The 13,514-nt window shown below is 52.1% G+C and carries 9 protein-coding genes; 3 read left to right on the top strand and 6 right to left on the bottom strand.

What is annotated here, in order from left to right; translation table 11 throughout:
• Nucleotides 1–7: 7 nt before the first annotated feature.
• The 3 genes from H6F88_RS06485 to H6F88_RS06475 all read right to left on the bottom strand — a co-directional run bounded on the left by H6F88_RS06485 (nt 8) and on the right by H6F88_RS06475 (nt 3,158).
• Nucleotides 8–616: a DUF3318 domain-containing protein gene (locus H6F88_RS06485; protein WP_190642041.1), complete on the bottom strand. Its 609-nt coding sequence runs from the start codon at nt 614–616 to the stop codon at nt 8–10.
• 22 nt (nt 617–638) lie between these two features.
• Entirely contained in the window at nt 639–1,850 is a 1,212-nt protein-coding gene (locus H6F88_RS06480; protein ID WP_190641928.1) for a M20 family metallopeptidase, read from the bottom strand.
• 177 nt (nt 1,851–2,027) lie between these two features.
• The gene (locus H6F88_RS06475) at nt 2,028–3,158 is read right to left on the bottom strand and encodes a glycosyltransferase family 4 protein (RefSeq protein ID WP_199333482.1); all 1,131 of its coding nucleotides are present in this window, start codon (nt 3,156–3,158) and stop codon (nt 2,028–2,030) included.
• Nucleotides 3,159–3,377: 219 nt separating this feature from the next.
• Here H6F88_RS06475 and H6F88_RS06470 point away from each other — a divergent pair, with 219 nt between their 5' ends.
• Nucleotides 3,378–3,743, top strand: a complete 366-nt coding sequence (locus H6F88_RS06470; protein ID WP_190641927.1) for a VOC family protein — start codon at nt 3,378–3,380, stop codon at nt 3,741–3,743.
• A gap of 12 nt (nt 3,744–3,755) precedes the next feature.
• On the opposite strand, the gene H6F88_RS06465 is transcribed toward H6F88_RS06470, so the two are convergent.
• Together H6F88_RS06465 and H6F88_RS06460 are read right to left on the bottom strand one after the other, a co-directional pair.
• Nucleotides 3,756–6,512 carry a CHAT domain-containing protein gene (locus H6F88_RS06465; protein WP_190641926.1) on the bottom strand — a complete coding sequence of 919 codons (2,757 nt, stop codon included), beginning with the start codon at nt 6,510–6,512 and terminating at the stop codon, nt 3,756–3,758.
• An 821-nt stretch (nt 6,513–7,333) separates the two neighbouring features.
• Nucleotides 7,334–7,546, bottom strand: a complete 213-nt coding sequence (locus tag H6F88_RS06460) for a hypothetical protein (RefSeq protein WP_190641925.1) — start codon at nt 7,544–7,546, stop codon at nt 7,334–7,336.
• A gap of 213 nt (nt 7,547–7,759) precedes the next feature.
• Here H6F88_RS06460 and H6F88_RS06455 point away from each other — a divergent pair, with 213 nt between their 5' ends.
• On the top strand, nt 7,760–8,647 hold the full coding sequence (locus tag H6F88_RS06455; protein ID WP_190641924.1) for a Ycf66 family protein: 888 nt from the start codon (nt 7,760–7,762) through the stop codon (nt 8,645–8,647).
• A 13-nt stretch (nt 8,648–8,660) separates the two neighbouring features.
• Here the strand turns inward: H6F88_RS06455 and H6F88_RS06450 are convergent, their stop codons facing one another.
• Nucleotides 8,661–10,271: a S8 family peptidase gene (locus tag H6F88_RS06450; protein WP_190641923.1), complete on the bottom strand. Its 1,611-nt coding sequence runs from the start codon at nt 10,269–10,271 to the stop codon at nt 8,661–8,663.
• 293 nt (nt 10,272–10,564) lie between these two features.
• Here H6F88_RS06450 and ileS point away from each other — a divergent pair, with 293 nt between their 5' ends.
• Nucleotides 10,565–13,504, top strand: coding sequence for an isoleucine--tRNA ligase (ileS, locus tag H6F88_RS06445; protein ID WP_190641922.1), 2,940 nt, complete (start codon nt 10,565–10,567; stop codon nt 13,502–13,504).
• Nucleotides 13,505–13,514 lie beyond the last annotated feature (10 nt).

The raw sequence follows: 13,514 nt of genomic DNA, 5'->3' as shown, positions 1-13,514 counted from the left end.
TACGACTTTATTCTCGACGCAGAGTTTGGGGAACTCCGACGGGGGAGAGTCCGGCAATCGCCTTCAAATTCTGCACCCGCAGCAGTTCGGTAAAATCGAGCTGAGAGCGTCCTTCGATGTGGGAAACAGATTCGATTGCTGCCATCAGGTGACGGGCAGCATCGGTTTCGCTGTAACCTCGGCGAACGGCAACCCGTACAGCTGCTTCATCGGCTTCGAGTTCACGTTCAGAACTGTAGTTTTTTCGCCAAATCTGAGTTCCAGCAAGGCTGGTTAGCCCGCCTGCGGTGACAGCGCCAATAATGTCACCCTGCACCAATTCAAAGATGGTGCCGACGACCCCGGCTGCGACTAGACCCTGGTAGATGTTGGGCTTGAGCCAGTTAACGCTGCCCAACCAATTGACGGTTCTCAAGATCAGCAAATCTCGCTGGGGTTTGGAAAGCTGGCTCCAGAGGTCAAAGTTGATAAAAACCGGACGAGTCTGATCCCAGGGTTTGGGAAGTTGGGCGGCAATGACAGTGGGCTGTTCCGGTTTGCTCTTGATTTTGGCAAACATGCGACCGGATGCAGGCAGCAGATCCACAAGTCGATAAATTTCGGAGTCTGGATTCATCATGGGTGAGGAAGGGGCTGCGCTAGTTTACACAAAATTTTTCCACACAGCGGACAAAGATTTCTACACCCATTCCCAAGACGGTTTCGTCAAAGTCAAAGCGGGGATGGTGATGGGGATAGGCTAAATCACGCTCAATGTTGGCTGCGCCCAAAAAGAAATAGCAGCCAGGAACCTCTTGTAAGAAGAAGGACATATCCTCACCGCCCATGGTCTGGCATTCTGGGACGATGCCTAGCGGGGTCTCGATCACGGTTTCAGCGACGGAGCGGACGAGGGAGGCGATCGCCGAATTATTCACGACAGGGGGATAAATCCGCTTGTAGTCTAGCTCATAGCTTGCGCCGTGACTCTGGCAAACGCCGCTAACGATTTGTTCCATCCGCTGTTCAAAAAATCCTTCAAGTCCGGGATCAAAGTAGCGTACCGTGCCTTGAAGTTTAGCAGTGTTGGCAATGACGTTGCGGGCATGTCCGGCATGAAAGCTGCCGATGGTGACAACGCCCGCCTTAAGGGGATCAACGTTGCGCGACACAATCGTTTGCAGCGCGTTCACGACTTGAGCGCCAACGACGATAGAGTCAACGGTTTGGTGAGGCATTGCGCCGTGTCCACCTCTGCCCTTAATGGTGCAGTCAAATAGCTCAACAGCTGCCATCATTGCACCATCGCGAACCCCAAGTGACCCCAACGGCAGGTTGTTCCACAGATGTAAGCCGATGATTGCGTCCACATCAGGATTTTTTAGGACTCCCGCTTCTACCATCGGTTTGGCTCCACCGGGACCTTCTTCAGCAGGTTGGAAAATCAGTTTAACGGTTCCAGCAAAATCGGGATGTTGAGACAAATAATAGGCGGTGCCAAGGGCGATCGCCGTATGTCCATCGTGACCGCAAGCGTGCATGACCCCATCATGCAGCGAACGGTAGGGCACCTGGTTAAGTTCTTGAATCGGCAATGCGTCCATGTCTGCCCGAATGGCCAGCACAGGTCCAGGACGGTTGCCAGGAATGATTGCCACAATCCCAGTTTCGGCAATTCCGGTTTGATGCTCAATGCCCCACTCTTGTAGCTTTTGGGCAATCGCTTCTGCGGTTAGCCGCTCTCGAAAGCCTAACTCTGGGCGCTGATGAAAGTGTCGTCGCCACTCTACCAATCGCGGCTGTAGGGCTTGAATTTCTGGACGAATTCGGGATTGATCAACGTGGAGTGGCTTGAGAGAAGTGGCGACCATAATTTTGAAGAGACTCCAGGCGGTGAAGAATTCCTATCGTGCGGGATATTTCTAAGGTAGCGGATTCCCGTACATTCAATTGAGTTGAATTATGATTCCAAAACGTCTCAATTAGGAACCCCACTGCCGGGTCAGAAGGAAAAGGGGGAGAAGGGAAAGGAGCCCTGTTAATCGAAGTTAATCGCGTGGACGAGGAACGCGAAGGCGGGGCACTTGCGGGGTGATCATCAGCTTTTTCCACAAATCCTCGTAACTTTCTGTCATGGCTTCGACGGTGAAATGGGCGATCGCCACTTCTCTTGCTCGTCGTCCTAGTTGCGATCGCAGAGCTGGATCATCTCGCAATTGCCGAATTGCTTGAGTGAGTCCATTCACATCATTTTTGTCGATCAGCAGCCCAGTTTCCCCGTGCCATACCGCTTCTGGAACGCTGCCTACGCGAGTTGCGATGACTGGACGTGCTGCTAGCATTGCTTCAACAATCGCCAGGGGAAATCCTTCTGAGCGGGAAGGGAGTGCGATCACATCAAACCCTGGTAAATGCAAGCGGGGATTATCTACCCATCCCGGTAGGCTGACGCGATCGCTAATTCCCAAGTTAAATGCCAGTTTTTCCAGGGCAGTTCGCTGTTCGCCTTCGCCTAAGATGACGACTTCTACCCCTTCAAGGGGAGCGATCGCCTGCAACAGCACTTCATGCGCTTTCATCAGGTCGAGCCGTCCAACACTGCCAACGACGAGCTGTTTATTTGTCTCAACAGGAGATTCGGGTTCGCCGAAATCGGGCACCCCATTGGGAATCGATAGGACAGAATCTCGTCCAAGGGCATAGAAGTCTTCCATGCGCTGAGCGCTTGCCTTACCCACAGCAACATGAGCATCGACTCGCAAGGAAATAGCTCTAGTGCGCCAGAGGGCGATCGCATCGGTTGTTCGCAGTGGCAGTTGGTCAACTCGCACAACACGAGCATGAGGCAGCATCAAAGCAGCCGTTAAGCCTGTTGCACAAGCCCAGGGCGTACATAGATTAGCGTGAACGATATCGGGCCGGAGCCGCAATAAGGTATGCAGGTGGGCAGCAAAGGCTTGAAGTCCACGAGGAGGCAAGATGAATCGGTCTGCTTGGGGACGGCGATGGGCGATCGCCTCCACCACAGTCTGAGAAACGCCCACTACGGATATCTGAATCTGGTCTGAAGCAGTAGCGACTAAATGCCCCAGGCTTATCTCTGCACCGCCAATCCCAGCCGCATCCGTATAGGCAACCACTCGCAGTGGTCGATCAGTCCCAGCTTGGACAGTTGTCATGCAGACGGACCGTTTGAAATTTCAGTTGGCTCGCGGTTGCTCAATCTCCTCGATTTGCAACCGCACCAGAGAGCTATCCTAATTTCACAGCCGTCATGTTGTCATATTCCCCTCGAAAGAATTGTACTAATTCCAAAAATTAGGGTTACAGATGGAAGGGTACCCCGCTCTGCGAGGTGCCCTTTTTTGAGAGGGATGTTGTTACTTTTTGCTTTGCCTATGAAGTTTGAATGTAGTGCTGCCTTTGTTACGCTGGCTACGACTCGGCTAGAGGATCTGGTCAAGTTCTACGCTCAGTTATTCGGTCAACTGCCACAGCCTCATCTTCCCAATCGCTATGCCGAGTTTCAGCTTCCGGGTCTGCGATTGGGCATTTTTCAGCCAAAACAGGAGAATGAAGCAGAATTTGCAGGAGAACGAGGCAAAATCAGCCTGTGTTTGGAGGTGAAAAGCCTTGAGGAGGCGATCGCCCACCTCACTGCACTAGGCTATTCACCTCGGGGTGAAGTGGCGATCGCCTCGCATGGCAAAGAAATTTACGCCTATGATCCCGACCAAAATCGACTCATTCTGCATCAGTCTTGAACTCGACTCGCTCTAGCGTTGTGCTAAAGCACTCCAGGCTTGAATCGCCTCTTGCGTCCAGAGCCAGTTATTGCTTAGCGCTTCCGCCTGGAAATTAGTCGGGTCGCTCATCATCACCATTTGGTAAAGCTTGACCGACTTACTCTCCAGGTTGCTTTGCTCATTAGCAGATCGCTCAGATGCAGCCTGTTGCAGTGCCAGGGCAATTCCTGCGTAGGCGTTAAGCGCTTTCTCCCCTTGCAAAAGCTGCTCAGGAAGGGGCAAGTCTGCATTTGCAGTCTGGCTACTCGGCTGAGCCTTCAGATTAGCTGCCTGCTGTTCCTCCAATAGCGAGAGGGCTGCAACCCATTCTTGAATCGCCTCACTGGGTTGGCTCTCAGCATAGTAGGCAAAACCTAGCGCAATTCGGTAATCTGCGTTGTTTGGCTGCTCTCGAACTGCCGCTTCCCAATAGCGACGAGCATCGTTGATGCTAAAGTCAGCCTCTCCAGCTTGAACTGCCTGCCACGCCAGTCGCCCGTGCAAGAAGTTAATTTCAGGCTGATCGATCTCAGCTTGTGGCACGGTAGCGAGGGCTGCGGTCGCTTGCGGTAGAGCATTGCGATCGAGCAGAGCATTGACGGCTTGTCCGCCTTCGGCAAATTTCCCCTGGTTAAAGTGCTCGATGGCGATCGCCGTCACGTTTGTCGTATCCGCAGAATTCAGCTCAGCCTCACCTACGTCGGGTAGCTCTGTTCCTTCTGTTTCTAGCGTCTCAGAAATGCTTGACCCTGGCGGCAGCAAGTCATCCGGGTTGGCTCCTCCTGAACTAAACCAATCCCTAGGCACGACTAAGAAGCTAATTAAGGCGATCGCTGCAATGCCAGCTACCCCAACTAGCGGTAAGACAAAGCGGGGAAGCCGCCGAGTCGGGCGCGCAGGCCGGGGTTGGACCGCAGGCTGAATAGCGGTCGCAACACCCGTAGAACGGGGCTGAGGTGCAGTCTCTTCGTCTGGTTCAAGCGGTCTGATCGAGATTGAGCCAGAGTGTGGCGTGACAGGAAGTCCATCGTAAATCCACTGGTCAGACTCAGTCTCAGATTCGGTTTGAGTTTTTGGAGGTGCAGCCCGATCCGCAGAATGAGTTTTTGCTTCGCCATAGGTTAGCCCTGAACCGGGTGCATCTTTGACATGAACAACTTCTGTATCTAAACCCTGCGGGTCTTCCTTACTAGAAAGCTGTTTTAGCAAACCGGCTACGACAGACGCCTCATCCTCATAATCTAGGTCTGTTTCGCCGTCTAATTCCTCGTCAAGCTCCGTTTCATACTCTGAGTAGTTTCGATTTCCGTCCTCTGTCAGGTCGCCCAAATCGTCATCGAGAACTGATTCCCAGTCATCAGGACCGAGATAGCGAGAATCTGGAACTGCATCAGCGGTCAGTGGAGGAGTTGATCTTGCCGCAGCTTGAGAAACGTCATAGCCCTGCGGAATCAGCATCAGCCGATCGGCTGGATTGTCGAGGGTGCGATCGCCCTCCGTCAAATAGCCATCAAACTCTGAGTGCAGATAAAGAATCGGCAACGCCCAATAAAGCTGATGGGAGCCATAGGCAGAAATTAGCCCTTGCCGCGCCCGACTGAGGCTGAGATCAATTGGGTAGCCCTGCTTCAAATTGCGGTAAAACAGGCGGCTCAACGTCAGTGCCACGTCGTCTGGAATGCGCTCTGCCATCGCTAGCACCGCCGGAATGCCACGCCCGACCAGCGCCTCCGCTAGATTGCGCTCACCCACATCTGACATAGGGTCAGCCGCAGCCGTGTAAGCGCCACGACACGAGTTAAACACCGCCATACGGATGCCATTGTTGACCAGTAGCCCTGCCAGGTCATCTCCTGTCAAGATTTCGGTCAGCCCCGTTTTATTGTTAACCAGATACAAATTGCCGCCAGAAGCGCCCAAGTTGCTATGCCCCGCATAGTGCAGAACCTGGAATTGCCCCTGTTCTAGCGCCTGGGTCAGTTGTTCGCGACCGGGCTGATCGAGAATCGTCAATTGGATTTCGGGCAGGGTTCCTGTCAGGCTTTCTGGCAAAGAACCGCTTTGATGGCGCAACTCCTGCTGAAGGTGCGTGGCTTCTCGCTTTAGCTCTAGCCGCTTTTGGTCAGTCGGAGCCGCGATCACCATCAGGATACGCAGCGGTTGGTCTGGCTCTTGGGGAAGGGGTGATACAGGCAGCGTTAGGCTAGTGCCCGGCTGGTAGCGAGAAAAAACGACTCCAGTCCCCGTTGCTACAGGTCGAGGCGGCAAGCTTAGCCCATCGCGCTGGCGCATTCTCTCAGCGGGTGAGTCAGTTTCGTGCAGCACTTCCCAGGGTAGACGGGGCAGACGTGAACCCTTTAGCCCTAGCCGTAGCCGCAAAACCTCACCGCGATGTTGGGCGATCGCCTGTGCTGTCATCCAGCTATCGCGCAAAGTGCCTTGAAACAAAGCGCCATAAAGCTGCTGCCCAATTTCTGCCAAACTGAGGGGCGGCAGTGATGATTCAGCATCAGCAGAATGGTCTAAACTGCGGGACAGTTCAAATCCACCAATGCGATTAACTCTATCTCCTTGCAATACACCCAGCAGAGGATCGTTCATTAGCTGCCGTGCCTGAGCTAGCCAATCTTCAACTGCCCAAGTGACCTGCTCTTCTGCCAAAGGTACACCGGGTGCGACTCGCTCAGTCCGCACTAAATATTCTTCATTCCCCACCGGGGTCACAGAAATGTGAAACTCCTGGGTCACCGTTACCGTGCTCTCCTGACTTCTGATTTGGTAGTTCTGCTCGATCGCTTTACGGGAGGAAGGTCGTACTCAACCGGACGAATCAAAGGCTCAAAAAGTTACCTGCTGTAGAATCTTTTTCTCTGCAGCAAACAAACTCCCAGCGGAATTTTTCTGAAGTGAAATGAGCAACAGTAAACCCGCATCTCGTTTCAAACCCCAAAATGTCCGACTTAACCCCAATTTTATTCCGGATGGCAACCCGCTTCCCAGAACAGTGGAATGGTAGATGCACCCTGATTTAACTCCCTAGCTCACTTGTTTGAGTTGGGGAGTTTTCTTTTGCATAAACCAATCGAAATGCTGCTTACTGAGCGACGACTTGAACTATTAGATTGAACTATTTGAATGATTACAGATCAATTACAGCTTCAGCTTTACGAATAATCTTAAGCAGGGTAGATACAAGACCTATCCCTACAATCCTCAAAATCATCCTGTTAGAGATGAGGGGTGATACCCCCCACGATTGAAACCTTAGATAAGGAGATAAGTGAAATCCATAGTGTGCCTCTAATCCAGCAAAACTACGGAGTTTTTAAAGATTTAGTAATGCGGGTATAAAGCAGATGTGAGGTACAAATTAAGTTTGCTGAGTGAATATATGACAACCCCAAACGGGTTGTGAAGGGTATATTTTTCATCTCACAAACAAATTTTGTAGACCATCAAGATGAACGTTTCACCAGATACCAGCAGGGTCAGTAGCAACCAAGCAGTTGGCGTGCCAAAGCTTTGACAAGCCCTGCTCGCCCAAGGATAAATTTTCTCTCAAAAATTTCTTAGCGGGTTGACTGAACTTTGGTAGAGCGATAGGACAGGGTCCCAACAAGCAGCAATAGCTGAATTTGCCAGGGAGCAGAAAATAAGCTGAAAACCAAACTGAGGATCGCCAATGCCAGAAGAGCGATCGCCAATTCCTCAGAAAACCTCTCAACCTTGTCGTAGAACCAGACGGCTGCAACTGCGGCAATCAATGAAGCAATAAACCACATTTTTTAACCCAGACGAACGAAAAGTTCATATTTAGTAAAATACGCTACTTTCTGTCCAGTTTTATCGAGCAGTCGGTTCACCCTAGTGGGCGATTTACGCAGCGTACCCGCACCCGCTCGAAACTCAGACCTAAATTCCAGAGTTTTAGTTGCCTGTCGCGAAGTGGAGCAATCTCAAGCAAAATAGAGTATGCACTCAAACGGGGGTGAACTATGCTCGCACACATCCTGGCGTTGACTATTGGTTTTGGCAGCTTTGGACTTTATATGTCTGCCTTCTTCTTTCCAGAAGTTCATCGCAAAAATGACTTTACCTGGAGCGGGGTTGGGCTGTTTTATGCCCTTGTCCTGTGGGTATGTGCTGGACGAATCACTGGTGGAGTGCTGCTGGGGCAGACCGCCAGCGTTGCGCTGCTGGGCTGGCTAGGCTGGCAAACGCTGGCACTGAGGCGGGCGCTTACTCCCCGTGACCAACAAACTCAGCTACCCGGCTCAGCCAAATCTTTGGGTGAAGCATTCCAGAACGGGTGGAAGCAGCTTCAGACGACGCTACCGCAACGATTGCAACGATTGCCGTTGCTCAATGGACTGGTGCAGCCGATCGCGGGTCTATTTTCAGGGCTATTTGCGGCAACCGCCACCTTCATCCAAAACTTGCTCAAGCCCAAACCAAAGCCTAAGCGATCGCCCAAAAACCGTCCTGCTAAATCTCGTGCCGCTCAGCCTGCATCGCCAGTTGAAGGGAGTGAGGCAGAGGCAGAAGTCATTCTTGAGGCAACGATTGCTGAGCCGGGTGGAGCCGCTGACTTAGATGAATTTGATGAGCTAGATGAGTTAGATAAATTTATTGAATCAGTAGACGCTACAACGAAGCCTGCTACCCCTAAACCAACTCCTCCAGCAGAAGTGTCAGAAGCGATCGCCCCTGAAACTTCTGAAGCTTTACTGGAATTGCCAATCGAGGAAGTCCCGTCTGTTGCCACTCCAACGACTGAATCCCCGGCTTCAGAAGACTTAGGAGAATCAGGGAGCTCAGGAGAATCGGGAGAATTGGAAGATTTAGATGGGGCGATCGCTTCTCACAACAATTCTCCTAGCTAAACAAACCCTCAGATCAAGGCACTGTAATCCCACTAGACTGAGCAGTCTCGATCAAAATTTGCTCAATCTCATTAGGGGTCAAACTAGGATTAGCGCTGAGCATGAGCGCCACGACACCCGCAACATGAGGTGTTGCCATTGAGGTGCCAGACCAATCAGTCTCATAGGCACCACCTGGAACTGTAGAGCGAACCCTAACACCAGGAGCTACAAAAAAGGCAAGGGGTCTTTGCCCAGCAGGGGTAGAGAAATCAGCCACTTTACGCCGAACGTCGATCGCCCCTACACCGATTCCCAAATGCTTCACCCCCAGCAGCGCAGGCTCAATCGGCTGGGTTGCCCCAAAACTCTCTCGCTCATTGCCAGAGGCCATCACAGCCACTACACCTGCTCGTCTCGCATACTTCAGCGCCAATCTGGTTCGGAGCATAGCTGGGTCACCAGGATAGTTGCCCAAACTCATGCTGATTACCTTTGCGCCATTTTGCACCGCATAGCGGATGCCCGCTGCAACGTTCGCATCAAACTTGCGGAAAAAATTGTCCTCCTCGCTGTCAATCACTCGAATCGGCATGATTTTGGCGGCGTAGGCAACCCCCGTCACGCCAAACCGATTCCGGGTGGCGGCAATGGTGCCCGATATATGCGTTCCATGCCCGTAGAAGTCCCTGACATCGTTGCTGTCACGTCCTGCGAAATTCCAGCCATGAACGTCATCGATAAAACCATTGCAGTCGTCATCTAACCTATTGTTTGGAATTTCACCCTGGTTTTTCCAAATGTTGGACTTCAAGTCAGGGTGATTAATGTCAACGCCGGTGTCTAGTACAGCAACGGTCACGTTCTGCCCTGCATGTCCCTTTGCCCAAGCTTCTGGCGCTTTGACTAAATCTAATCCCCAGTTGCTGCCGCCCAAGTTTTGCACCGCTTTGAAAGGTTTTTGCCCCGCAGCACGGGCAACCGCTGCCGCTGCATCAATCAATCCGTAGCCATAGGAGAAATTGAATCTACCCACTGAATCTGGGAAATTATTCAGGCTCAGCCTATACCGCCCCATTTCCCCAGGATAGGCACTGCTGACCCGAATTAAGTAATCTTTCCCTGGCTTGACGGTAAAGGTCAGGCTAGAGTTAGTACCCCGAACTGTAGCATTGTCGTTTACTGAAATGATGCGATTTGTGTGGGCATCTAAGAGTTCCAGGTAAGCATCAAACCACAAAGATTTAAGCTGAATATGAAGCTGTTGCCCTTGCTTTAATCCAGCTAAGCGATAGCTGTCTGCGTAAAAGCTGGGTGAACCTGGATAAGGCTTATCGCTGCGGCTGAGTCTACCTTGAAGCTTTATCTTTAAGCCTGCTGAGGTTGAGCCTGCTGAGGTTGGATAGTCAGCAAATTTAATTTCGGGGTAGCTCTGTGAGAGGCGAGCGGTAGAGGCGATCGCAGTGGAACAAGAGTCCCTACTTCTAAAAAATTCATTGCGGCGGGTTGTGAGATTAGCTGACTGTTCCGTCAATCCGTTTGCCGATTGAGAGGAATGCTGCCGCAGCTGATGAGATTGCCAGCTTTTGCGAAGAAACAGCTTTTCAGATAGCTGCAAATTTGGAGATTTTGGGAACGGAGACATAGGTGCTTGAGGTAAGGCTGTGGTTGGCTTCCTAGCTGGTTTTAACCAAGTTTTGATTACTTCTGACTGCCAGGATTGGGAGAGGTAGATGCACCTACAGTCATGCACTCCGAGTTTTCGACCAGGTTAATCCAGGATTGCAAGTCCATGCTTAGAATCGGGGTCAAGAAACCGTATCAAGAAAGTTGAAGCTTGAGGAGCTTCTAGCTCATAATGGTTCGATAACTCACAGTTCGATCTTTTATCGTTCGAGCGTTCACTTAGTTATTCCCCTAAACTATCCCCCGGCGATCGTGACAGAACCAGGAAGCTACAAAGATACCGTTAACCTGCCCAAGACTCAGTTTGATATGCGGGCCAACGCAGTCAAACGAGAGCCAGAACTGCAAAAATTTTGGGCAGACCATCAGATTTACGAGAAGCTTTCTCAAACCAATTCGGGGGAGCCGTTTATTTTGCATGACGGGCCGCCCTACGCAAATGGGGCGCTGCATATTGGTCATGCGATGAACAAGACGCTGAAAGATATCATCAACAAGTATCAGTTGCTCAAGGGGCGAAAGGTTCGCTATGTCCCAGGTTGGGACTGTCACGGGCTGCCAATCGAGCTAAAAGTGCTTCAGGCGATGAAGCCAGAAGAGCGGCGGAATCTGACCCCGATCGAATTGCGCCATCGCGCTAAAGAATGGGCTTTGGGGCAACAGCGGCAACAGTGTGAGAGCTTCATGCGCTATGGCGTTTGGGGCGACTGGGAGCATCCTTACCTGACGATGACTCCAGAGTACGAAGCGGCTCAGATCGGTGTATTCGGACAGATGGTGCTGAAAGGCTACATTTACCGGGGACTGAAGCCGGTGCATTGGAGTCCCAGTTCATGCACAGCTCTGGCAGAGGCAGAATTGGAGTATCCAGAGGGGCATACTTCGCGTAGTATCTATGCGGCGTTTCCAGTGGTGAGCCTGGCGGAGTCGGCGCAGGCGTTCTCCCCCTACCTTCTAGAATTGGGCGTGGCAATCTGGACGACAACTCCCTGGACAATTCCAGCAAACTTGGCGGTGGCGGTGAATCCGGAGTTGACCTATGCGGTGGTTGAGGTCAGCGAAAAGGATGTGAGCGCCGATGACTTAGGGGCGATCGCCCAACAAGCGACAGAAACAGGCAAGTCTTCCGGTATCTTCTTCCGCTATCTCATCGTCGCCAAAGAACTGGTCGAGCGATTGTCTAAGTTATTGAATGTCTCGCTCACCGTCAAAGCCGAACTGCCTGGGAAAGCACTGGAACTTTCCACCTATCGCCATCCGCTGTTTGAGCGGGAAAGCCCGATTGTGATCGGTGGTGATTACGTCACAACGGAATCTGGAACAGGGTTAGTCCATACGGCTCCCGGTCATGGTGAGGATGACTTTAGGGTCGGTCAACAGTATGGGTTGCCCGTTCTTTCACCGGTTGACGATGCGGGTAACTTTACCGCAGAGGCAGGACCATTTGCTGGACTGAACGTGCTGAAGGACGCAAATGGGGCAGTGATTGAGGCGCTGATGGAAGCAAAATCGCTGCTCAAGGAAGAAACCTACGCCCACCGCTATCCTTACGACTGGCGCACCAAGCAGCCGACAATTTTCCGGGCGACAGAGCAGTGGTTTGCTTCGGTGGAAGGCTTCCGGGATGAGGCGTTGAAGGCGATCGCCCAGGTTCGATGGATTCCCGAACAAGGTGAAAACCGGATCACGGCAATGGTGGCAGATCGTTCTGACTGGTGCATTTCCCGTCAGCGCAGTTGGGGTGTTCCCATTCCCGTGTTTTATGACGAAGAAACGGGCGAACCGCTGCTGAACGAGGAAACGATCAATTACGTTCAGTCCATCTTTGCTGAAAAAGGCTCCGATGCCTGGTGGGAACTTCCAATCGAGGAATTGCTACCCGAACCATACCGCAGCAACGGTCGCAGCTACCGCAAAGGCATGGATACAATGGATGTCTGGTTTGACTCTGGCTCCTCTTGGGCAGCGGTAGCTGAACAGCGAGAGGGACTGCAATATCCCGTGGAGATGTACCTGGAAGGGTCAGACCAGCACCGGGGCTGGTTCCAGTCCAGCTTGCTGACTAGCGTAGCGACGAATGGCTGCGCCCCGTACAAAACGGTTTTGACTCACGGTTTTGTCCTGGATGAGCAGGGCAGGAAAATGAGTAAGTCACTGGGCAACGTTGTCGATCCGAGTGTGGTGATTGAAGGCGGCAAAAACCAGAAAGCGGAGCCGCCCTACGGTGCAGACGTGCTACGGCTGTGGGTGTCGTCGGTGGACTATTCCTCGGACGTGCCACTGGGTAAAAACATCCTCAAGCAAATGTCGGATGTCTACCGCAAAATCCGCAATACGGCACGATTCTTGCTGGGCAACCTGCATGACTTTGATCCGGCAAAGGATGCTGTTCCTTATGAGCAATTGCCTGAGCTGGATCGCTATATGCTGCACCGGATGACAGAGGTGTTTACGGAAGTGACGGAGGCATTTGAGAGCTTCCAGTTCTTCCGCTTTTTCCAGACGGTGCAAAACTTCTGCACAGTTGATCTGTCTAACTTCTACCTCGACATTGCCAAAGATCGGCTGTACATCAGTGCAGCAGATACTCTCCGTCGCCGTAGTTGTCAGACTGTGTTGGCAGTGGCGATCGAGAACCTGGCACGGGCGATCGCCCCTGTCCTTTCCCATATGGCGGAAGACATCTGGCAATTCATCCCCTACTCCACTTCTCACGAGTCAGTATTTGAGTCGGGTTGGGTGAAGCTAGAGGACGAGTGGAAAAATCCTGAACTGGCAGCATCCTGGCAGCAGCTTCGGCGCATCCGATTTGAGGTGAACAAAGTACTGGAACAGGCGCGGGCAGAAAAGGCGATCGGTTCTTCCCTGGAAGCAAAGGTGCTCCTATATGTACCCGACCTGGAGCTACGCCAAAAGCTGCAATCGATGAATCCGACAGATAGCCTCAGCAGCAATGGGGTTGATGAACTGCGCTATCTATTCCTCACCTCTCAGGTTGAACTGCTACACAGTCCGGCAGCGTTGGCTGACCTGAAGTATCAGTCACAGTCTGATGCGCTCGGTGTGGGTGTGGCAGATGCCGACGGGCAAAAGTGCGATCGCTGCTGGAACTATTCCATTCACGTGGGTGAATTTAAGGAGCATCCGCTGTTATGTGAGCGTTGTATTCCGGCTCTGGCGGGCAAGTTCTAGAGCGGGCAAG

Origin of the sequence: Oculatella sp. FACHB-28, assembly GCF_014696015.1 — a bacterium.
Taxonomy (GTDB): domain Bacteria; phylum Cyanobacteriota; class Cyanobacteriia; order Elainellales; family Elainellaceae; genus JAAUTN01.
This window is presented reverse-complemented; position numbering and strand designations above follow the sequence as displayed.